This is a genomic window from Amorphoplanes friuliensis DSM 7358 (assembly GCF_000494755.1).
GTDB lineage: Bacteria > Actinomycetota > Actinomycetes > Mycobacteriales > Micromonosporaceae > Actinoplanes > Actinoplanes friuliensis.
In genome coordinates this window covers 2,394,016-2,413,745 of sequence record NC_022657.1, presented here as the reverse complement: position 1 = coordinate 2,413,745, position 19,730 = coordinate 2,394,016, and the positions used below count along the sequence as shown (strand labels likewise).

The window sequence follows — 19,730 nt, the reverse complement described above, 5'->3', positions numbered from 1 at the left end:
GCCCGCGCCTGGACCACCAACGCCTGGAGCACCTGCGCCTGGTGCGCCCACGCCACCGGCGCCGGGTGCAAGGCCACCCTGCCCCGCGCCGCCCATGCCTGGACCGCCCGGACTTGAACCACCTGGAACCGAACCACCCGCGCCTGTTCCACCCGCGCCGGAGGCGCCAGAACCAGATCCGCCCGCGCCAGGGAAGCCTGAGCCGGGAACGCCTGGGCCTGACCCGGCCGCGCCGGGAATGCCTGAGCCCGGGACGCCTGAGCCTGACCCGGCCGCGCCGGGAATGCCTGAGCCCGGGACGCCCGAGCCTGACCCGGCCGCGCCGGGAATGCCTGAGCCCGGGACGCCCGAGCCTGACCCGGCCGCGCCGGGAATGCCTGAGCCCGGGACGCCCGAGCCTGACCCCGCCGCGCCCGGAATACCTGAGCCCGGATTGCCTGAGCCCGGCCCGGCCGTGCCGGGGATGCCTGCGCCGGGAGCGCCTCCGCTGAAGCCGCCTGAACCCGGCACATTCGCGCCTGGACCGCCTACGCCTGCGCCGGATGCGCCTTGCCCGGCCGCACCGGGTCCGCCGGCGCCCTGCCCACCGGGGAGGCCGGCCGGACCTGAGGTTCCGGGGGCAGGGGCCTGCCCAGCGCCGGGAACCGGTGCGGCACCCGGCACGGGAGTCGTGCCCATCGCCGGCCGAACGGCGGGAAGAATCGACGAACCTTGGGGATAACCACCGCTCGCAGCGATCGGGTTGGGCGTCACCCGGCCGAGGCCGTTAGCGGACATGGGTGGGCCGGAAGACATGCCCTGCCCCTTGCCCGCACCAGCGCCGGATGAACCTCCGTTCTCACCGGCCTGCCCACCAGAAGCCAGCGGCATACCTGGCCGCGTCGGCACCCCACCGGGCAACGGCGGCATCAGAGCAGACCTTCCCGGCCCCCACCCAGGCGAGTCGAACCCACCGGGAACGGGACCACTCGGCCCAGCCGGACCAGAACCAGGCGTCTGCACCCCGGAGCCAGGCCGACCAGGCGGCAAACCCCCAGGCCCCAACGCACCGCCACCCGGCAGCGACCCCGTCGGCGGCCCGCCGGAAGGTGGCAGAGGCGCCGGCGCCGGCTGCCCACCCGGAGCAGGCGGCGCAGGCGCGGGAGTCGGCTGCCTACCCGGAACAGGCGGCGCAGGCGTCGGCTGGCTGCCCGGGACAGGCGAAGGCGGCGCCGGAGAATAAGTGGGCTGCCCACCAGGTGAAGGCGGCAAAGGCGTTGGTGCCGGCTGCCCACCGGGCGCGATCGAAGGCGGCGACGGCGCGGGAGCCGGCTGCCCGCCCGGCGAAGACGGAGACGAGCTCGGCGGGCTGCCGGGCGAGAACGAAGGGGGCACGGGAGACGAACTCGGTTGCCCGCCGGGAGATGGTGAGGGTGGTGCAGGCGATGAAGTCGGTTGCCCGGAGGGCGGAGGGCCGCTGGGCGGTGGCCCAGTGGGCCCTGGTCCGCTGGGACCGGGACCAGCCGGTCCGGGACCGCTGGGTCCAGGGCCGCTCGGTCCGCTGGGGTAGGGCGTCCGTGGGCCGCTCGGAACCGAGCCCACCCCGGCCTGAAAGTCACCGGGCCGGAAGGCGCCGCCCACCCGTTGCGCCTCGGCCTCCGCGATCTCCCGTTCAGAACGAGGCACCCCGCCCCGGACGAGGTCACGGAACGGATGCGCAGCAGGCAAAGGCAAAGACGCAGGCTCAGCCGACGACGCAGGTAACTGCGGAAGCGCGGACGAGGCGGAGGATGCGGGCGGCGGCGAAGACGCCGAAGAAAACGGAGACGCGGGCAACGACGAAGACGCGGAACGAAGCGGAGACGCGGGCGACGACGAAGACGCTGGTGACGGCGTAGACGGAGACGACCCTGGTGACGGCGAAGGCGCGGCGGGCAGTTCGGGGCGCGCGGCGGACGGGAGCGCAGGGCCCACGGCCGGCGGCCCGGTCACCTGCTCGTCGGACACGTGCTCCGGCCAGTGCGGATGCACCACCCAGTCCGGGTGGACGGGCTCCGGCGGCGGGCCCTGGGCAGCCAGGGCGGCTTCGGTGTCGGCCGCGCCGGCTTCGGCGGCTTCGGGGGCGGCCAGGCGGAGGCGGATGGCGCGGAGGAGCGCGAGCATGTGGGGGTCGGAACCGGAACCGGACGACACCTGCACACCCCCGACCGCAGAACGACGCGAACAGTACAACCGTACTGCCGGAGGGGCCGGGTTGCTGGCGCTACCTGGGGGTGGTGCTCGCCATACGTGCGGTTGCTTCGTCGAGGATATCGGGGCTCGTGGCGTAGTTCAGGCGGACGTAGCCGGCACCGGCCGCGCCGAAGCGGGTGCCGGGCTCCAGGGCGACCTTGGCTGACGTCAGGAAGAGCTGCTGCGGCTCGTCGTCGGCGCCCAGGGCACGGCAGTCCAGCCAGGCCAGGAACGTCGCCTCGGGTGGGCGCCAGCTGATGGTGGGCAGGCGGGTACGCAGCAACTCGCCGAGCTGGGTGCGGCGGGCGTCCAGGGCGGTGTGCAGGGAGGCGAGCCAGTCGTCGCCCTCGGTGTACGCCGCGACCGTGGCGATCACGCCGAGGTGTCCGGTGCGCCACCGCACGTCCGGTGGGAGGCGGTCGACCACGGCGGCCATGGCCGGGCTGCCCGTGACGATCGCGGCGCATTTGAGGCCGGCCAGGTTGAAGCCTTTGCTGGCCGAGGCCACGGTGATCGCCACCTGTCCGGCGCCGGGGACGGTCAGAAGGGGTGTGAACTCGGCACCGGGCAGGACCAGCGGGGCGTGGATCTCGTCGCTGACGATGGTGACGCCGTAGAGCCGCGCGAGGCGGACCAGGGCGGTGAGCTCGTCGCGGGTGTGGACGCGTCCGACGGGGTTTTGCGGGTTGCAGAGGATGTAGACCGCCGGGTGGGCGGCGAAGGCCTGCTCCAGGGCGGGCAGGTCGAGGTGGAACTCGGCGGTGAGCGGCACCTCGCGCACCTGGGCCTGCGCCTCGGGGGGCCAGTCGAAGAACGGCGGGTAGACCGGCGGGCTGATCACTACGCTGCCGGCGGGCCGGACGAGCAGGCGCAGCAGCTCGACCACGCCGACGCCGACGTCGGTGACCGCGGTGACGGACGCCGGGTCGAGCTCCCAGTCCCAGTGCCGGGCCGCGAAGCCGGACAGGGCGATGCCGAGGTCCGGCTGGGCCGCCGAATAGCCCGTGTCGGAGGCGTCGACGGCCGCACGCAGCGCGGCCGCGATCGGTGGGGCCAGGGCGTAGTCCATCTCGGCCACGAAGAGCGGCAGGACGTCGGCGGGGTAGGTGCGCCACTTGACGCTGCGGCGCCGGCGGAGGGTCTCGAGGGGGTCGACGTGCATCAGGACACCGCCTTCGCGATGCGGTAGACCACGGAGTGGCGCAGCGGGCCGTCGACGGTCGGGTCGTCGAAGTCGTCGGCCGGGTCGTAGGTCATGCCGAGGCGGTGCATCACCGCGCGGGAGCGGTCGTTGCCGACGGCGGTGATGGCCAGGATCTCGGGGAGCCCCAGCACGTCGAAGCCGTAGTCGAGGCAGGCGTGCCCGGCCTCGGTGGCGTACCCGTGGCCCCAGGCGGACCGGGCCAGGCGCCAGCCGGCCTCGACACCACCGAACGGGAGCTCCTCGTCGACCGGGTCAAGACCGGCGAAGCCGATGAACTCGCCGGTCGCGGCCACTTCGAGGGCCCACCAGCCCCAGCCGCGCGCGGCCAGCTCACCGCGGAAGTTGGCGACGGACGCGGCACTCTGCTCGTAGGTGAGGATCTCGGGGAAGAACTCGCGGACCAGCGGGTCGGCGTTCATCGCCGCCCAGGGCAGCACGTCGGAATCGCGCCACTGCCGCAGCAGCAGGCGGTCGGTCCTCAGCTCAGAGATCGTCGTCACGTCCCAGCTCCCAAAAGGCCACGGCCGCCGCGGCGGCCACGTTGAGCGAGTCGACACCGCGGCGCATCGGCAGGCGGACCGGCACGTCGCTGGCGGCCAGGGCGTGCCGGGACAGGCCGGGTCCCTCGGCGCCGAGCAGCAGCGCCGGGCGGGCACGCTGGGCCGCGTCGAGGCGCTGCATCGGCACGGCGTCGTCCGCGGGGGTCAGGGCCAGCACGGTGAACCCGGCCTCGCGGACCCGGGCCAGGCCGTCGGGCCAGGGCTCCAATCTTGCGTACGGCACCGCGAACACCTCGCCCATGCTGACGCGCACGCTGCGGCGGTAGAGCGGGTCCGCACAGGACGGTGACAGCAGGACGGCGTCGATGCCGAGAGCGGCGGCGCCCCGGAAGACGGCACCGATGTTGGTGTGGTTGTTGACGTCCTCGAGGATCGCCACCCGGCGGGCGGTCGCGAGCACGTCGTCCGCGGCGAGCAGCGGCAGCCGGTGGAACGAGGCGAGCACACCGCGGTGCACGTGGAAGCCGGTCGCCTGCTCGAGGACCTGGGGAGTAGCGGCGTAGACCGGTGCGTCACCCGGCACGTCGTCGAGCTGGTCGGCGCGCTTGACGTCGACCAGGTAGGACCGGGGGGCGTATCCGGCCCGCAGCGCCCGCCGCAGCACCAGCTCACCCTCGGCGATGAAAAGACCGTTGGGTGGCTCCCACTTGGTCCGCAGCTCGAGGTCGGTGAGGGCGCGGTAGTCGCCGAGGCGTTCGTCGTCGGGATCGGTGATCAGCTGAACCTCGGGCACGCTCAGTCCACCCGGTAGGTCAGGTGGGTGGCGTGCGCGGACACCCGCACGTGGAGCTGGCGCAGCTCGCGCGGCGCGGCACCGCCGGTGAAAAGTGGTGTCCCACCACCGAGCAGCACGGGGGCCAGGTGGAGCCGCAGCTCGTCGACCAGGCCGGCCTCCAGAGCGCCCCGGACGACCTCGGCACCGCCCATCACGACCACGTCGCGCTCGTCGGCCATGGCCGTGGCCTTGGCGATGGCGCTGCTCACGCCGTCGACGACAAAGGTGACGCGGTCGGCCAGGCGGACCTTTTCCGGCGGGTTGCGGGTCACCACGAGCACCGGCGGGGGCGCGGCCAGACCGGCGCCGTAACCGACCTCGTCGTTCCACCCGTGGGGGCCGTCGATGATGTCGAACAGCCGCCGGCCCATCACGACCGCGCCGGTGGCGTCCGTGGCGGTGGCGAGCACCTCCCGGTCGACCGGATCGGAGCTGAACGCCCAGGTGTGCAGGGCCTCGCCGCCCGTGCCGAGGCCGTGCTCGACATCGGGATCAGGGCCGGTCACAAATCCGTCGAGCGACACCGAGATGTCAGCGACCACCTTCGTCATGCCGCCGAGCATGCCACCCGGGTACGACGGAAAGTCAGGCCGGGGGGATCAGCCGGGAACCGGTCCAGGCGAGTCCCATGCCCGCGGCCAGCAGCAGGATAGCGCCGACGGTGGGCAGCGGGCGCACGGCGTACGAGCCGGCGCCGATCGACACGGCGGCCAGCATCAGCAGGATGCCGTCGGCCGGGTTGACCAGCTTGGACCGGAACACCGCCCAGCCCAGCAGCAGCCAGCCGGTGCCCGTGACCGCCGCCGCGACCAGCGACGCGGTGTGCACCTGATCGGCGCTCAGCGGCGTACCGGCGGGGCCCGCGCCGTCCGGGAGGGCAGCGAGCGGGAGCAGCATCATGAAGCCGGCCATCCCGATGAGCAGGCCGGCGACGGCCGATCGGCGGGTCCGCGAGCCGGCCAGCAGGCCGGCGAGCCCGATCATCGCGATGGCGCAGAGCCAGCCGGCGGCCAACTCGACCAGGACCGGGCCCGGCGGCGTCGCGACGCCGAGGGTGGTCCAGCCGTAGAGGCCCGCTCCGATCGGCAGGGCCCACAGCGAGACCCGCGCATACCTTCGGACGGACCAGATCCACACCGCTTCGCGTACGGGCAGCAGGTGCTCACCCGCGGCATGTCCGCGCGCACCGCCCACCCAGGCCGGCGCCACGCGCAACGGACGTCCACTAGCGGTCTGGTGCTGACTTGTGCTCATGGCTCCGCCTTGGTCAGGGCTCAAGCCGAGCGGCCGGGGGCACCGGTCGGAATCCTCGGTCAGCATGGCAAAACCCCGCGCACTGCGCGGGGTTTTGCGGTATCTACTCCGATCTTGCACCTCCTCGCGGAGGTCAGGCGCGTTCGGGCTCTCCCGCACCGTTGTAGTCGGCACTGCCCAGAGCCGAGGCCGGCGGGACGGCGTCCGGTGCCGGCAGACCCTTGGGGCCGTCACCTCCGGTCACCTGTGCCTCGGCCGCGCGCACCTGGGCGTTCACGGCGGCGGCCTCCTTGGCGGCGGCCTCCGCGGCCTCGGCGGCCTCACGCTCGACGGCACTGGCGTCGACCGAGGACGACGGCAGGTCACCGACCATGTTGGCCAGCCCGCCCAGCGCGCCACCCATGCCCTCCAGGGCCCGGGTCAGCTCGGTCGGGACGATCCAGACCTTGTTGGCCGTGCCGTTGGCGATCTGCGGCAGGGCCTGCAGGTATTGGTAGGCCAGGACCTTCTGGCTCGGGTTGGCCTCGTGGATCGCGTTGAAGACGGTCCGGATGGCCTTGGCCTGGCCCTCGGCGGTGAGGATCCGGGCCTGCCGGTCACCGTCGGCGCGCAGCACCGCGGACTGCTTGTCACCCTCGGCCGTGAGGATCTGGGACTGCTTGACACCCTCGGCGGTGAGGATCGCGGCACGACGGTCACGCTCGGCGCGCATCTGCTTCTCCATGGAGTCGCGGATGCTCGGCGGCGGCTCGATGGCCTTGATCTCGACCCGGGTGACCTTGACGCCCCACCGGCCGGTGGTCTCGTCGAGCACACCGGACAGGTGCCGGTTGATCTCCTCGCGGCTGGTCAGCGCACGCTCCAGGTCGAGCGAACCGATGACGTTACGCAGCGTCGTGACGGTCAGCTGCTCGATCGCCTGCAGGAAGTTCGCGATCTCGTACGTCGCGCGTACCGGGTCGACGACCTTGAAGTAGAGGACCGTGTCGATGGAGACCACGAGGTTGTCCGAGGTGATGACGGGCTGCGGCGGGAAGCTGACGACCTGCTCGCGCATGTCCACCTTGGTGCGGACGGCGTCGACGAACGGCACCAGCAGGTTGAGGCCCGGTGACAGGGTGCGCTTGTACTTGCCGAGCCGTTCGACCACGTCGTGCCGCTGCTGCGGGACGATCCGAACGGAACGGACCAGGGTGATCACCGCAAACAGGGCAATCACAAAAATGAGTACACCGATCACGACTTCCATGGCGTCTCTTTCCTCTATGTGACGGTTGCTCAAAGATTGGGGTGGTCGTCGCGCCAGACGATCGCCGTGGCGCCTTTGACCTTGATGACCCGGACCCGGTCGCCGGGCGCGTAGGTCTCCGCGCCGTCGAAGGAGCGCGCGGTCCAGAGTTCACCGTCGATCTTCACGAGACCGTGGTCGGCGGTCACTTCCTCGAGGACCATCGCCTGCGAACCTTCGATCGCCTCGATGCCGAACGCGGTGTCGCCCGACTCGGCCGCCGACTGCTGGTGCCGCATGATGATGGGCCGGATGGCGCCGACCGACAGCCCCGACACCAGCGCGAAGACGATGGCCTGCACCAGCAGCGGTGCGCCGAGAGCGGCCGCACCGCCCGCGGCCAGGGCACCGGCGGCGAAGAAGATGACGAGGAAGGTCGCGGTGAAGGCCTCGGCGATCGCGAGGGCGATGGCGAGAACGATCCAGAGCACAGCTTCCACCCTCTGATCGTGACACGTCTACGCTCGCGCGGCGACGGGGCGTGACCCCCATTTACGGCGTAGCCATATCGGCGCCGTTCAGTTAGACCTTGGACCACCACCGCCCGAGAGAGGTTCACCGTGTCCCTGCTGCCGGAAACCGGCCGACGCGTCACCGAGATCGCCGCCCGCGCCCAGTCCGCGGGCCGAGCGCCGTCGCTGGCGCTGGCGGTCGTCCGCGACCGCTCGCTGCTGCATTTCACCGGCGCCGGGGAGACCCCGCCGCCGGACCCGAAGACCCAGTACCGGCTCGGCTCGATCACCAAGACGCTGACCGCCACCATGATCATGCAGCTGCGGGACGAGGGTTTCTTCGCCCTCGACGACCTGCTGTACCGGCATCTGCCGGGCACCCCGGTCGGCGGCATCACCCTGCGCCAGCTGCTCGGGCACGTCTCCGGGCTCCAGCGTGAGCCGGACGGGCCGTGGTGGGAGCGCAACACCGGCGGTGACGTCGAACAGCTGCTGGCGGAGCTGGCCTTCGACAAGATCGCCGGGCCGCCGTACCGGACCTATCACTACTCCAACCTGGCGTACGGGCTGCTCGGGGCGGTGCTGCAGCGGGTCACCGGCGAGTCGTGGGCGCATCTGGTCGGCAAGCGGGTGTTGGATCCGCTGGGCATGAAGAGGACCACGTACGCGCCCGTCGAGCCGTACGCCCGGGGTTACGTCGTGCACTCGCTCGACGGGAGCCTGCACGAGGAGCCGCGGCTGGACGCCGGCGCGATGGCACCGGCGGGTCAGCTGTGGTCGACGGTGACGGACATGGCGAAGTGGGCGGCGTTCCTGGCCGATCCGGCGCCGACCGTGCTCAGCCGCGAGACCGTCGACGAGATGTGCACGCCGGTCGTCATGCAGGACGAGACGTGGACGGCCGGGCACGCCCTGGGGCCGGAGCTCAACCGGGTCGGCGAGCGTGTGTACGTCGGCCACGGCGGTTCGATGCCCGGGTACGTCTCCCAGCTGCTCGTCCACCGGCCCAGCCGGACCGGGGTGATCGCCTTCGCCAACGCGTACGGCCTGCGCGGCACCAGCATCCGCGCGGTGGCGCTGGAGGCGCTGACCGCGGTCCTGGACACCGAGCCGGTGGCGCCGCAGCCGTGGCGCCCGGCGCCCGCACCGCAGGGTGAGAGCGCCGAGCTGTGCGGGCGCTGGTGGTGGATGGGCGGCGAGTTCGAGGTGCTCACCGAGGGCGCCGACCTGGTGATGAAGCCGGTCGGCTTCGCGGCGCGGGCGCCCTGGCGCTTCGTGCGCGAGTCGGCCGACCGGTGGCGCGGCGTCGCGGGCACCAACACCGGCGAGGTCCTCACCGTGCTGCGCGACCCGGACGGCGAGGTCGTCACCCTCGACATCGCGACCTTCGTCTTCAGCCGCGACCCGAAACACCTGGCGTGAGGAATCTCAGCCGCGACCCGAAGCACCCGGCGTGAGGAATCTCAGCCGCGACCCGAAGCGCCCGGCGTGAGCAGGCTGTTCAGCACGCCGTAGTCCTCGGCCCCGGCGAGGTCCGAGTAGTCGCCGACGCCGAGCGCGGCCCGCCGGACCAGCCCGTAGGCGGCCTGCGCGACCGCCGAACCGAGGCTGATCCGGGCGACACCCAGCTCGGCCAGTTCGGCGATCGACGGCGCGCCCGGGCCGGCCATCACGTTCACCGGCGCGGCGATGCCCTCGACCAGTGCGGCCACCGTGTCCGGGTCGGTGACGCCGGGAACGAAGATGCCGTCGGCACCGGCCGCGAGATAGGCGGCGGCCCGCTCGAGCGTCTCGTCCAGCCCGCCGGCACCGGCCAGGAACGTGTCGATGCGCGCGTTGAGGAACAGGTCCGGCGCGGCGGCCCGGGCGGCGGCGATCCGGTCCGGCTCAGCCGTGACACCGTCCTCGATGTTGACGCCGGCCGCCCCGGCCGCCTGGACGAGCCGGACAGTCTCCGCGACATCGCCGTAGCCCTTCTCGATGTCGGCGCTCAGCGGCACCGAGACGACGGCGGCGATCCGGGCCACGGCCGCGACGGCCAGGTCCCGGTCCAGGGCGTCACCGTCCGGGAAACCCAGGCTCCAGGCGACACCGGCGCTGGTCGTGGCGACGGCAACAGCACCGGCCGCCTCGACGATGCGGGCGCTGGCGGCGTCCCAGGCGTTGACGAGGACGAGCGGTTTGCCGGGGACGTGCAGGTCACGGAAGTCGGTCATGCGGCCAGTGTCGGCGGGTGCGGGACCCGGCGATAATCATTCAGCTGCAGCTAAAACGTCGAGGGGACCACCGTGGTCGCGATCGGTCTGTCGGCCGGTGCCGTCGCGCGCATCCGGTTCGCCGTCTCCTGCCTGTGGGAGGTCGTGGCGGCTGTGCGGGTGCTGCGCGATCCGGGCAGTCACGGCGTACACCTGCCTTGGGCCGATCGGGTGAGCGCGCCGCGCGGCACCCTGCTGTGGGATCTCGTGCCGCGCGAGCCGGACTATCTGCCCGACTTCCTCACTCCCCCGCCGCCCGGCCTGACCCCCGACCTGGCCGGCGAGCTGGTCCGGCTCACCGCGACCCCACCGGCCGTCGTCCGTCAGCACCTCGACCTGTACGCCCACAGCACCGCAGCCCTCCGCGAGCTCCACACCGACCCGCAAGCCGGACTCATCCGCCTGGCCGCCGAGATCAACGCGTTCTGGCAGGAAGCGCTCGCACCGCACTGGCCGCGGATCCAGTTGCTGCTCGACGCCGAGGTCTTCGCGCAGTCCCGCCGCCTCGCCGAGGACGGTGCCGCCGTGCTGCTCAACGACCTGCACGAGCGGGTCAGCTGGGAGGGCGGCACGCTGCGGGTCAGCAAGCACCACTGCACCGCCGGGGACGTGCCGGGCGGCAGCGGCCTGGTGCTGGTGCCGTCGGTCTTCGTGTGGCCGTCGGTGCTGAGCGTCTTCGCCGGTGACGTGCCGCAGCTGGCCTATCCGGCCCGCGGGGTGGCCACGCTGTGGGAGAGCCGGGCGGGCGACCCGGAGGCGCTGGGGGCGGTGCTCGGCCGTGGGCGTACCCGGCTGCTGGTCGAACTGGGCGTGCCCACCTCGACGACCGAGCTGGCGCAGCGGACCGGGATGACCGCGGGCGGGGTCTCGCAGCACCTCACGGCCCTGCGCGCGGCCGGGCTGGTCGCCGCGCACCGGCACGGCCGCAGCGTCCTCAACGTGCGGACGGCGCTCGCGGAAGCCCTGCTCAGCTCGGCTCGGTGACGAAGTCGATCAGTCGTTCCATCGCGTTGATGAGCGGCGTCTCGACGTCCTTGTAGCTGTTCACGCTGCCGAGGATCCGCCGCCACATCTCATAGGGCTCACTGATGCCGACCGCCCGGCACACGCCCTCTTTCCACGGCTGACCGACCGGGATCACGGGCCACGCCTTCAAGCCGACCCGCTCGGGCTTCACGGCCTGCCACACGTCGATGTACGGATGCCCGGTGACCAGCACGTTCGGGTCCTTGACCGCGGCGACGATGCGGCTCTCCTTCGAGCCGGGGACGAGGTGGTCGACCAGGACGCCGACACGCCGGCCCGGTGCGGGGTGGAAGTCGCGGACCGCACCGGCCAGGTCGTCGATGCCGTCCAGCGGCTCCACGACAACACCCTCGATGCGCAGGTCGTCACCCCAGATCCGCTCGACGAGGGCCGCGTCGTGGACACCCTCGACCCAGATGCGGCTCGCCTTGGCCACCTGTGCGCGTACGCCGGCGACCGCGACCGAGCCCGACGCCGTGCGCTGCCGCGCCGCCGGGGCGGGACCGGCGACCGGCTTGCGGAGGGTCACGGTCTGGCCCTCGAGCAGGAACGCGGCCGGTTCGAGCGGGAAGTTGCGCCGCTTGCCGTGCCGGTCCTCCAGCACGACCGCGCCGAACTCAAAACCGACAACCGCGCCGCAGAAGCCGGAATCGACGTCCTCGACGACCAGGTCACGCTCGGCGTCCACCTCGGGAATCACCTTGCGGCGGCGCCAGTTGCCCGCCATGACGTCCTCCCCATACATGAGAGGCACGGTAAACCCTCCACCCGGACACGCCGGTTCCGACGCTCCGGCCGAGACAGACTCACCGGCGGGCACGTACCCTTGCTCGCATGTCCCCCGCAGCAGATGCGGCGACACTCACGGCACGCCGGTCGACCCGGTTCGTGGCGTGGGTACGCGCCTGGCGGGCCGGTCTCGTCCCGTTCGACGAGCTGGCCGACGAGATCGCCGGCGACGAGGAGCACCTCGTCGCCGATGCCCCCGGCACATGGACCGACGTGCCCCTGGGGCAGGCCCTGCCCGCGTTCGCGAAGCTGCGCCCGGACGACATCCGTCTGGTCCTGCCCGCACCCGGCGACCCGCGCGGCCTGCCCGGACCCGGTGAGCTGACCGGTGCCGCGATGCTGGTCGGCGAGGCGATCGTCACACCGGCGTTCGGGATCGTGCCCGAGCTGCGGCGGCACACCTCCGGCTCCGGCGTGGCGTTCGAGACGGTGCTGTGGCGCTTCTACCCCGTGCCCGAGTTCCGCCCGACGTTCCAGCTCGGCGCGGCCGAGGCGGAGATCGAGCTGACCACCGCCCTGACCGAGGCGACCAGCCAGCTGACCCGCTTGGACGTCGCCCAGTGGCGTCCCGAGCTGGCGGGCGCGCTGCAGGCCCTGCGCCGCCCCGAGAGCACCGCCACGCTGCCACCGGGCTTCGACCCGCGCTCACGACGGCTGTTCGCCCGGGCCAGCATCCTCGACCAGGTCCTGACCCTGGCCGAGCACAGCGCCCCCGGCGGCGCGGTCAACGGATACGAGGCCCAGCAGCGCGACGCGGCGCTGCGCCCGCTGACCACGGCCTGCCGCCAGGCGCTGGTCGCCGCGTGCAACGCTCCTCTGCATGCCTGACAGATATGCCCACTGCACGTTCTGCGGCGCCCGCTTCGTCCCCGGTCAGCCGTGGCCGCGGCGCTGCGGCGCGTGCGGCGAGACGAGCTACCTGAACCCGACCCCGGTCGCCGTGGTCCTCCAGCCCGTCGGCGACGGCCTGCTGGTCGTGCGGCGCGGCATCGCGCCGGCGCGTGACCGCCTGGCCCTGCCGGGCGGCTTCATCGAGGTGGGCGAGACCTGGGAGCAGGCCGCGGTCCGCGAGCTGAGCGAGGAGGTCGGCCTCACGGCAGACCCCGATTCGGTACGCCTCTACGACACGATCAGCGCGCCGGACTCCACACTGCTGATCTTCGGTCTGCTGCCGGCACTGTCCTCGGAGGAGGATCTGCCGACCTTCGTGACCAGCAAGGAAGCCATCGGCCGCCACGTCCTGTCCGGACCCGAACCGCTCGGCTTCGACCTGCACACCCGGGTGGCCGACCGCTGGTTCGCGTCCCGCTGACGTCGTTCCGGCATCAGGAATCGGCGTCGGTCTGCGCCGCGGTGTCCTGTTGCGGTTCGATCTGGGCGAGGCGGTTGCGCAGGGCGGACGTGACTGCCTGGTAGGAGTCGCTGCCCAGCACCAGCCGTAGCGGTGCCGGCTTCTGGTCCATGCTCGCGATGACGCGCGCCGCGATCTTCGTGGGATCACCCGAAACGGGAACGGACGTCTGCTTGAACGCCTGCACCATCGCCGCCGGTGTGCCCGCATAGGCGGCCAGCGGCTCGGCGACCTGCAAACTGCCCCGGGTGAACTCGGTCCGCGCGCCGCCGGGCTCGACGATCGTGACCTCGATGCCGAACGGGGCCACCTCCTGGGCGAGGGCCTCCATGAAACCTTCGACACCCCACTTGCTCGCGTGGTAGAGCGAGGCCCCCGCGTGGGCGGAGAGACCGGCGACCGAAGAGATCTGGATCAACCGTCCACCACCCTGGGCGCGCAGGTGGGGCAGTGCGGCGCGGACGGTCTGGATGGAGCCGAGCAGGTTGGTGGCGATCTGGTGCTGGACCTGCTCGTCGGTGAGCTCCTCGGCCGCACCGAACAAGCCGTAGCCGGCGTTGGCCACCACCGCGTCGATGCGGCCCAGCGCGGCGAAGGCCACGTCCACGACCTCGCGGATCCGGGGCAGGTCGGTGACGTCGAGGTGGCCCACCCAGAACGTGTCGCCGTACTGAGCCTTGAGATCGTCGACGGAGCCCTCCCGGCGGACGGTGCCGGCGACCCGGTCACCACGCTCGAGCAGCTGACGGGTGAGTTCCCGGCCGAAACCGCTGTTGACGCCGGTGATGAACCATGTGTGACTTGTCATACAATCGAGCGTATTCAGCGGTCCGCGATCGCGGCAGGCCCCGGTGTCACGGGTAGTGGCAGGGACACCCCAGGCGCGGATCCGGCGGCATACCGTTGACCCGTGGAGAACGCTCTCGGAGACTTCCTGCGGGCTCGGCGCGAGCTGGTGACACCCGCCGAGGTCGGACTGCCGGCCGGCAACACCCTGCGCCGGGTGCCGGGCCTGCGCCGCGAGGAAGTAGCCATGCTCGCCGGGATCAGCGCCGAATACTACGTACGCCTCGAACGGGGCCGCGACCGCCATCCCTCGGCCCAGGTGATCGACGCGCTGGCGCGGGTCCTCCAGCTCGACTCGGAGAGCACGACCTATCTGATGGCGCTCGCGAGCCACCAGCCCCGCCGTCGTCCCGTCCCGCGGTCCGAGCAGGTGTCACCGCACCTCAGCCTGCTGCTGCAGACGCTCAACGTGCCCGCCATCGTCTTCAACAAGTACAGCGACGTGCTGGCCGCCAACCCGCTGGCGCAGGCGCTCTCCCCCGACATGACGCCGGGTGTGAACCGCCTGCGGTTGCTGTTCATCGATGCCGAGGTCCGCAGCTACCATCCCGACTGGCAGCGCTACACCGCGGCCGTGGTCGCCCACCTGAGGGCCCAGGCCGGCACGGACACCGACGACGAGCGCCTGCACGCGCTGATCGGCGAACTGAGCCTGCGCAGCGACCGGTTCCGGCAGCTGTGGGGCCGGCACGACGTGCGCACAGCTCACGGCGGGACCTTCGCCATCAAGCATCCGCAGGTCGGTGATCTGGAGTTACTGGTCGAGAAGTTCGCCGTGGCCGGCGCCGGCGGACAGGAGATCCTGCTGATGCACACCGAGCCCGGCAGTCGCTCCGCCCAGGCCCTGGCGACCCTGGCCGCGCAGATCACCACGGCCTGAGCTTCTCAGGATCGGAAGACCGCTGCCAGGTTGTGGAGGCGGGCTGCTGTCGCCGTGAGGTCGTCGACCGCGCGGTGGGTGTCGCCGGCGGCGCCGCGGACCTCGCCGGCGGCGGAGCTCACCGCGCCGATCGCATGACTGATCTGCTCGGCGCCCGCGCTGACCGTGCCGGCACCGTCGACCATCGACGCGGTGGTGGCGGTCTGCTCCTCGACCGCCGCGGCGATCGTCAGCTGGTGCTCGGCGATCGCGCCGATGATGTCCGAGAAGCCGCTGACGGCGTCGACGGCCTCGCCGGTGTCGTGCTGGATGCCCTCGATGCGCCGGGCGATCTCCTCGGTCGCCGCCGCGGTCGCCTGGGCCAGCTCCTTCACCTCACCGGCGACGATGGCGAACCCACGCCCGGCCTCCCCCGCCCGCGCCGCCTCGATGGTGGCGTTCAGGGCGAGCAGGTTGGTCTGCGCCGCGATCGCGTTGATCGTCCGCAGCACCTCGTTGATCTCCTGGCTGGAGTCCCGCAGCCGCGTCACGTTGCCGGTCGCCCGCGAGACACCGGTCACGGCCTCGTCGGTCATCCGCGAGACGTCCGAGGTGTTCGTGCTGATCTCGGCGATGGCCTGGCGCAGCTGCTGCGTACCCTGGGCGATCGCACCGACCTCGTCACTGGTCCGCGAGGCCGACCGGGCCACGGTCCCCAGCTCGGCCGCGGTGGCATCAGCGGCGGCGGTCATCGTGCCGCTGGCCCGCTGCAGGCTGTCGGCCGAGGTCGTGACCTCACCGACGGCACGACGGATGCCGTCCACCGTCTCCTGGAAACGGTCCATCATCGTGTTGTAGGCCCCGGCCATCTGCCCGAGCTCGTCCTTGCCGACCACCGGCATCCGCGGGCTCAGGTCACCCCCGGCCGCCGCCGCGATCACCCCGGCGTCGACCCGCAGCACCTTCACGATGCTCAGCCACACCGACAGCTGCAGCACCACGGCGATCGGCGCGATGACCAGCGGCGCCCACAGCGCGATCGAGGCCAGCTGCTCGAGGTCGGCCCGCGCGTCCCCGGCCGGCAGCCCTTCGGCGGCCGACCCGGCCACCGCGTGGGTGAACAGGCCGAGCCCGACCGACCCGCCGGCAAAAAGGAGCAGAGCAAGGCTGGTACGTGCCTTCGGCGGCATCCGGTCGAGCATGGTGTTTCCTCCAGGGGATCACCGGAGGAGATCGGCCAGCCGCGGCACGACCTGACCGCTAGCCGAGGTGCCGTTCGTCTCACCCGTCAGTCCAGCGCAAAAACACCGTTCCGCTCGAAGGCCGCCAGGTCCTCCAGGGCGCGCAGCACCAGCCCACCGGTGCCCTCCGGAAGCGCGTCCGGCGAGAACCAGCCGGCGTCGACGCTCTCGTCGGTCTCGCGCAGGATCTCGCCCTCGTAGGAGTCGACCCGGCAGAGCAGCGCGATGTGCTGATAGCGGTGCCCGAAGACGTTCGGTGACCAGTCCTTGGCCCGCGTGTAGAGCCCGAACGGCGTCACCGAGTGCGCGATCAGCCCGCACTCCTCCCGGACCTCACGAACGGCACAGTCGCGGAGGGTCTCACCCAGCTCGATCGTGCCGCCCGGCAGAGCCCAGGTGCGGTCGTCCGACCGCTGGATCAGCGCGATGCGCCCCTGCGGGTCACGGACCAGACTGTGGGCACCGATGGAGATCAGCACCCGGTCGTCACCCGCCAAGGTACGCAGACCGCCGATGTAGGACTCTTCCCAGCTCGATGCCATGCGGCCAGCCTAGGGCGTGTCCTGCCGACCTCGGCGAGGTCGCGGCGAGGTCGGGGTTTCGCGTCGCCAGTGGGTCATACCGGTGTTGTATGCGGCCTTCCGGCCCGCGCAGCGAGGCGGAAGCTGGGCCCGGCGCGGGCCGTCAAGATCGGCCCTAGGAGGCGAGGAAGTCGTCGAGGATTCTGGCCAGGCGGACCGGGGTCTCGTACATCGCGTAGTGCCCGGCGTTCGCCAGCACCTCGAGGCGGGCGTTCGGGTAGTGGGCCAGCCAGGTGGCGCGCATCGTGGGCTCGGCGATGGCGGGGTCGTGCTCGCCGATGACGGCCAGGGCGGGCACCGGGTTGCCCGTGACGTCGGCGGCGAAGTCCGTGCGGGCCCAGGCGGTGAGGTAGGCCGCGAACGCCGCGGTGTCCGAGGTGGCCAGAGAGGCGCTGACCATGTCGTCGAGCCAGCTGCCGGCCAGGCGGTTGCCGGTGGTCAGGTCGATGATCGCGCGACGGTTGCCCGGATCGGCGGCGGCACCGCTGAAGAGCGCCCAGCCCTGCTCGTCGAAGGGGACACCGGTGGCCGGGACCGGGCTGATCCCGGCCAGCCGCTCGACCCGGCCGGGAGCATCAGCGAGAAGACGCTGGCCGACACTCGCACCCATCGAGTGGCCGACAACCGCAAACCGTTCCCACCCCAGATCGTCGGCAACGGCCAGCACGTCGCCGGCCGCCTCCGCCAGACTGAACTCCCCGGCGACACCCCGGCGCTCGCCGTAACCCCGGTACTCCGGGAACGCGTACGTGAACCGCGACCGGTCGACCAGCGCGGGCAACGCACCCCACCCCTGCGCCGACCCGAACCAGCCGTGCAGCGCCATAACCGGAGTCGACCCGTCACCCACAGTCAAAGTCATGCCCGCATTATGCCGGGATTGCCATCATGGCTGCTGTGGACAGATACGAGGGTCACGGCCGGCTCGACTGGTGGGCGAACTCCACCACTCTGGTCGCCGGCATCGACGTCTCAGTGGTGATCACCACCCAGGGACCCGCGTGGGAAGCCCACGGTCGTCTTGCCAACGACGAAGACCGGGAGGGATTCGCCGTCCTGTGCGACCTTGATCCCGTCTTCAGCTTCCGCTTCGACGACCGGAGCACCATCACCGTCACCGTCCACCCTGCGGACGATCATCGGCAATTCCGGCTCGACGAATTTCGTCTCGAGCCGGATGTGCCACCCAGATCCCGGGCGGGTCAGATCTCGGCGATGAGGTCGGCGACGCTGTCGATGATGCGGGAGGGGCGGTAGGGGTAGCGTTCGCTCTCCGCGCGGGTGCTGATGCCGGTCAGGACCAGGATGGTCTCGAGGCCGGCTTCGAGGCCGCAGAGGACGTCGGTGTCCATGCGGTCACCGATCATGGCGGTGCTCTCGCTGTGGCCGCCGATGACGTTGAGGGCCGAGCGCATCATCATCGGGTTGGGTTTGCCGACGAAGTAGGGGTCGACGCCCGTGGCCTTGGAGATCATCGCGGCGACGGAGCCGGCGGCCGGGAGGGCGCCCTCGTTGGAGGGGCCGGTGGCGTCGGGGTTGGTGCAGATGAAACGGGCGCCGTCGTTGATCAGGCGGACGGCCTTGGTGATGGCCTCGAAGCTGTAGGTGCGGGTCTCGCCGAGCACGACGTAGTCCGGGGCGTAGTCGCTCAGGACGTAGCCGACCGCGTGCATGGCCGTGGTCAGGCCGGCCTCACCGATCACGTACGCGGTGCCGCCCGGGCGCTGGCCGGCCAGGAACTGGGCGGTGGCCAGGGCGGCCGTCCAGATCGACTGCTCGGGGACGTCGAAGCCCATGCGGCTGAGGCGGGCCTGCAGGTCACGGGGGGTGTAGATGGAGTTGTTGGTCAGGATGAGGAAGGGCTTGCCCGAGCTTTTCATCCGGTTGACGAACTCGGGCGCACCCGGCACCGGCACGCCCTCGTGGACGAGCACTCCGTCCATGTCGGTGAGCCAGGTCTCGATGGCCTTGCGTTCGGTCATGATGTTCCTCTGCGAGCAGGGGGCGGGCAGCAGTTCGCCGGGCACTGGTCCCAGATCGGCAGCGTACCGAGCCGTTCGCGCGGCACAGCGGCGGTCCGCTCCTCGACGAGCTCGCGCACCATCGTGACGAAGCCGGGGTGGGTGCCGGGGGTGGCCGCGCGGGCGTAGCCGAGGCCGAGGCCGGCTGCGGTGTCGCGGGCCTCGTTGTCGAGGTCCCAGAGGACCTCGAGGTGGTCGGAGACGAAGCCGATCGGGCTGACCACGACGTCGGTGACGTCCTTCTCCGCCAGGGCGGTCAGGTGGTCGTTGATGTCGGGCTCCAGCCACGGCACCTGCGGCGGGCCGGAGCGGCTCTGCCAGACCAGGTCCCAGGGCAGGTCGGGGGCGGCAGCGGCGTGGACGAGCTGGGCCGTCTCGTGCAGCTGGGCCTCGTAGCGGCCGCCGTCGGGACCGGCCGTGGCCGCCATCGAGGACGGGATCGAGTGGGCCGTGAAGACCAGCCGGGTGCTGGCCCGGCGCTGCGGGTCCAGGGTCGCCAGCGCCGCCGTGACCGCCTCGGCGTGCGGGGTCACAAAACCGGGGTGGTCGTGGAACTGCCGGAGCTTCGCCACCGCGGGCGCGCCGGGGCCGACCTTGGCGCGGGCCTGGGCGATGTCCTCCCAGTACTGCTTGCAGGAGGAGTAACCGCCGTACGCGCTGGTGGCGAAGCCGAGCGCCGAGGTGATCCCGTCGTCGCGCATCTGCGCCATCGTGTCGGCCAGCATGGGGGTCCAGTTGCGGTTCCCCCAGTACGCCGGCAGCGCGATGTCGTGCGCGGTGAACTCCGCCTGGACTGCCGCGAGCAGGTCGCGGCATTGCTGGTTGATCGGGGACACGCCGTCGAAGTGGTAGTAGTGCTCGGCCACCTCGGTCAGACGTTCCTCGGGGATGCCGCGTCCGCGGGTCACGTTCCGCAGGAACGGCATCACGTCGTCGGGGTGCTCGGGGCCACCGAAGGAGAGCAGGAGAAACGCGTCGTACGCCACCGGACCATCCTCCCCCTGATCGTCCGGTGGC

21 protein-coding genes are annotated in these 19,730 nt (G+C 71.9%); 6 read left to right on the top strand and 15 right to left on the bottom strand.

The features are described from left to right. Positions 1-2,242 precede the first annotated feature (2,242 nt). From AFR_RS11255 to AFR_RS11225, 7 genes are all read right to left on the bottom strand, one after another. Entirely contained in the window at positions 2,243-3,373 is a 1,131-nt protein-coding gene (locus AFR_RS11255) for a MalY/PatB family protein (protein WP_023360468.1), read from the bottom strand. Next, entirely contained in the window at positions 3,373-3,915 is a 543-nt protein-coding gene (locus tag AFR_RS11250; RefSeq protein ID WP_023360466.1) for a GNAT family N-acetyltransferase, read from the bottom strand. The genes AFR_RS11255 and AFR_RS11250 overlap by 1 nt, the downstream gene beginning before the upstream one ends. Beyond that, on the bottom strand, positions 3,899-4,708 hold the full coding sequence (locus AFR_RS11245; protein WP_023360464.1) for a TrmH family RNA methyltransferase: 810 nt from the start codon (positions 4,706-4,708) through the stop codon (positions 3,899-3,901). Before AFR_RS11245 ends, AFR_RS11250 begins: the two co-directional genes overlap by 17 nt. Positions 4,709-4,710: 2 nt before the next feature. After that, positions 4,711-5,301, bottom strand: a complete 591-nt coding sequence (locus AFR_RS11240) for a dihydrofolate reductase family protein (RefSeq protein WP_041842022.1) — start codon at positions 5,299-5,301, stop codon at positions 4,711-4,713. Positions 5,302-5,335: 34 nt separating this feature from the next. Beyond that, positions 5,336-6,004, bottom strand: a complete 669-nt coding sequence (locus tag AFR_RS11235) for a hypothetical protein (protein WP_041840788.1) — start codon at positions 6,002-6,004, stop codon at positions 5,336-5,338. 133 nt (positions 6,005-6,137) lie between these two features. After that, complete coding sequence (locus tag AFR_RS11230; protein WP_023360458.1) at positions 6,138-7,253, bottom strand: SPFH domain-containing protein; 1,116 nt, start codon at positions 7,251-7,253, stop codon at positions 6,138-6,140. A 29-nt stretch (positions 7,254-7,282) separates the two neighbouring features. Next, complete coding sequence (locus AFR_RS11225; RefSeq protein ID WP_041840787.1) at positions 7,283-7,732, bottom strand: NfeD family protein; 450 nt, start codon at positions 7,730-7,732, stop codon at positions 7,283-7,285. A 120-nt stretch (positions 7,733-7,852) separates the two neighbouring features. Between AFR_RS11225 and AFR_RS11220 the strand changes: the two genes are divergently transcribed. After that, on the top strand, positions 7,853-9,166 hold the full coding sequence (locus AFR_RS11220; protein ID WP_023360454.1) for a serine hydrolase domain-containing protein: 1,314 nt from the start codon (positions 7,853-7,855) through the stop codon (positions 9,164-9,166). 41 nt (positions 9,167-9,207) lie between these two features. Here the strand turns inward: AFR_RS11220 and AFR_RS11215 are convergent, their stop codons facing one another. Continuing rightward, positions 9,208-9,960 (bottom strand): isocitrate lyase/PEP mutase family protein, encoded by a 753-nt coding sequence (locus AFR_RS11215; protein WP_023360452.1) that lies wholly within the window; start codon positions 9,958-9,960, stop codon positions 9,208-9,210. A 72-nt stretch (positions 9,961-10,032) separates the two neighbouring features. Between AFR_RS11215 and AFR_RS11210 the strand changes: the two genes are divergently transcribed. Then, positions 10,033-10,983 carry an ArsR/SmtB family transcription factor gene (locus AFR_RS11210; RefSeq protein WP_023360450.1) on the top strand — a complete coding sequence of 317 codons (951 nt, stop codon included), beginning with the start codon at positions 10,033-10,035 and terminating at the stop codon, positions 10,981-10,983. On the opposite strand, the gene AFR_RS11205 is transcribed toward AFR_RS11210, so the two are convergent. After that, positions 10,967-11,770, bottom strand: a complete 804-nt coding sequence (locus AFR_RS11205; RefSeq protein ID WP_041840786.1) for a DUF3097 domain-containing protein — start codon at positions 11,768-11,770, stop codon at positions 10,967-10,969. The two genes, AFR_RS11210 and AFR_RS11205, sit on opposite strands and share 17 nt — an antisense overlap. A gap of 89 nt (positions 11,771-11,859) precedes the next feature. On the opposite strand from AFR_RS11205, the gene AFR_RS11200 reads away from it, so the two are divergent. Together AFR_RS11200 and AFR_RS11195 are read left to right on the top strand one after the other, a co-directional pair. Next, the gene (locus AFR_RS11200; protein ID WP_041840785.1) at positions 11,860-12,642 is read left to right on the top strand and encodes an Rv1486c family protein; all 783 of its coding nucleotides are present in this window, start codon (positions 11,860-11,862) and stop codon (positions 12,640-12,642) included. Further along, positions 12,635-13,126, top strand: a complete 492-nt coding sequence (locus tag AFR_RS11195; protein ID WP_023360444.1) for an NUDIX domain-containing protein — start codon at positions 12,635-12,637, stop codon at positions 13,124-13,126. Before AFR_RS11200 ends, AFR_RS11195 begins: the two co-directional genes overlap by 8 nt. A gap of 13 nt (positions 13,127-13,139) precedes the next feature. Here the strand turns inward: AFR_RS11195 and AFR_RS11190 are convergent, their stop codons facing one another. Continuing rightward, complete coding sequence (locus tag AFR_RS11190; RefSeq protein ID WP_023360442.1) at positions 13,140-13,973, bottom strand: SDR family oxidoreductase; 834 nt, start codon at positions 13,971-13,973, stop codon at positions 13,140-13,142. Positions 13,974-14,075: 102 nt separating this feature from the next. Here AFR_RS11190 and AFR_RS11185 point away from each other — a divergent pair, with 102 nt between their 5' ends. Then, positions 14,076-14,891, top strand: coding sequence for a helix-turn-helix domain-containing protein (locus tag AFR_RS11185; protein WP_023360440.1), 816 nt, complete (start codon positions 14,076-14,078; stop codon positions 14,889-14,891). A 5-nt stretch (positions 14,892-14,896) separates the two neighbouring features. On the opposite strand, the gene AFR_RS11180 is transcribed toward AFR_RS11185, so the two are convergent. From AFR_RS11180 to AFR_RS11170, 3 genes are all read right to left on the bottom strand, one after another. Next, positions 14,897-16,060: a methyl-accepting chemotaxis protein gene (locus AFR_RS11180; protein WP_158510521.1), complete on the bottom strand. Its 1,164-nt coding sequence runs from the start codon at positions 16,058-16,060 to the stop codon at positions 14,897-14,899. Between the two features lie 98 nt (positions 16,061-16,158). Continuing rightward, positions 16,159-16,653: an NUDIX domain-containing protein gene (locus AFR_RS11175; protein WP_023360436.1), complete on the bottom strand. Its 495-nt coding sequence runs from the start codon at positions 16,651-16,653 to the stop codon at positions 16,159-16,161. Positions 16,654-16,807: 154 nt separating this feature from the next. Continuing rightward, complete coding sequence (locus AFR_RS11170) at positions 16,808-17,554, bottom strand: alpha/beta fold hydrolase (protein ID WP_041840784.1); 747 nt, start codon at positions 17,552-17,554, stop codon at positions 16,808-16,810. A gap of 35 nt (positions 17,555-17,589) precedes the next feature. Between AFR_RS11170 and AFR_RS11165 the strand changes: the two genes are divergently transcribed. Continuing rightward, complete coding sequence (locus tag AFR_RS11165; RefSeq protein WP_063749530.1) at positions 17,590-17,949, top strand: hypothetical protein; 360 nt, start codon at positions 17,590-17,592, stop codon at positions 17,947-17,949. Here the strand turns inward: AFR_RS11165 and AFR_RS11160 are convergent. Then, on the bottom strand, positions 17,895-18,674 hold the full coding sequence (locus tag AFR_RS11160) for an HAD-IIA family hydrolase (protein ID WP_023360432.1): 780 nt from the start codon (positions 18,672-18,674) through the stop codon (positions 17,895-17,897). The two genes, AFR_RS11165 and AFR_RS11160, sit on opposite strands and share 55 nt — an antisense overlap. Continuing rightward, positions 18,671-19,699 (bottom strand): ferrochelatase, encoded by a 1,029-nt coding sequence (locus tag AFR_RS11155; protein WP_023360430.1) that lies wholly within the window; start codon positions 19,697-19,699, stop codon positions 18,671-18,673. The genes AFR_RS11160 and AFR_RS11155 overlap by 4 nt, the downstream gene beginning before the upstream one ends. Between the last annotated feature and the right edge of the window lie 31 nt (positions 19,700-19,730).

Bases quoted from the DNA above. Each gene is read 5' to 3' on its own strand.
- AFR_RS11255 (WP_023360468.1), bottom strand. From the start codon at position 3,373: ATGCACGTCGACCCCCTCGAGACCCTCCGCCGGCGCCGCAGCGTCAAG.
- AFR_RS11240 (WP_041842022.1), bottom strand. From the start codon at position 5,301: ATGACGAAGGTGGTCGCTGACATCTCGGTGTCGCTCGACGGATTTGTG.
- AFR_RS11235 (WP_041840788.1), bottom strand. From the start codon at position 6,004: ATGAGCACAAGTCAGCACCAGACCGCTAGTGGACGTCCGTTGCGCGTG.
- AFR_RS11230 (WP_023360458.1), bottom strand. From the start codon at position 7,253: ATGGAAGTCGTGATCGGTGTACTCATTTTTGTGATTGCCCTGTTTGCG.
- AFR_RS11215 (WP_023360452.1), bottom strand. From the start codon at position 9,960: ATGACCGACTTCCGTGACCTGCACGTCCCCGGCAAACCGCTCGTCCTC.
- AFR_RS11205 (WP_041840786.1), bottom strand. From the start codon at position 11,770: ATGTATGGGGAGGACGTCATGGCGGGCAACTGGCGCCGCCGCAAGGTG.
- AFR_RS11200 (WP_041840785.1), top strand. From the start codon at position 11,860: ATGTCCCCCGCAGCAGATGCGGCGACACTCACGGCACGCCGGTCGACC.
- AFR_RS11195 (WP_023360444.1), top strand. From the start codon at position 12,635: ATGCCTGACAGATATGCCCACTGCACGTTCTGCGGCGCCCGCTTCGTC.
- AFR_RS11190 (WP_023360442.1), bottom strand. From the start codon at position 13,973: ATGACAAGTCACACATGGTTCATCACCGGCGTCAACAGCGGTTTCGGC.
- AFR_RS11180 (WP_158510521.1), bottom strand. From the start codon at position 16,060: ATGCCGCCGAAGGCACGTACCAGCCTTGCTCTGCTCCTTTTTGCCGGC.
- AFR_RS11175 (WP_023360436.1), bottom strand. From the start codon at position 16,653: ATGGCATCGAGCTGGGAAGAGTCCTACATCGGCGGTCTGCGTACCTTG.
- AFR_RS11170 (WP_041840784.1), bottom strand. From the start codon at position 17,554: ATGACTTTGACTGTGGGTGACGGGTCGACTCCGGTTATGGCGCTGCAC.
- AFR_RS11160 (WP_023360432.1), bottom strand. From the start codon at position 18,674: ATGACCGAACGCAAGGCCATCGAGACCTGGCTCACCGACATGGACGGA.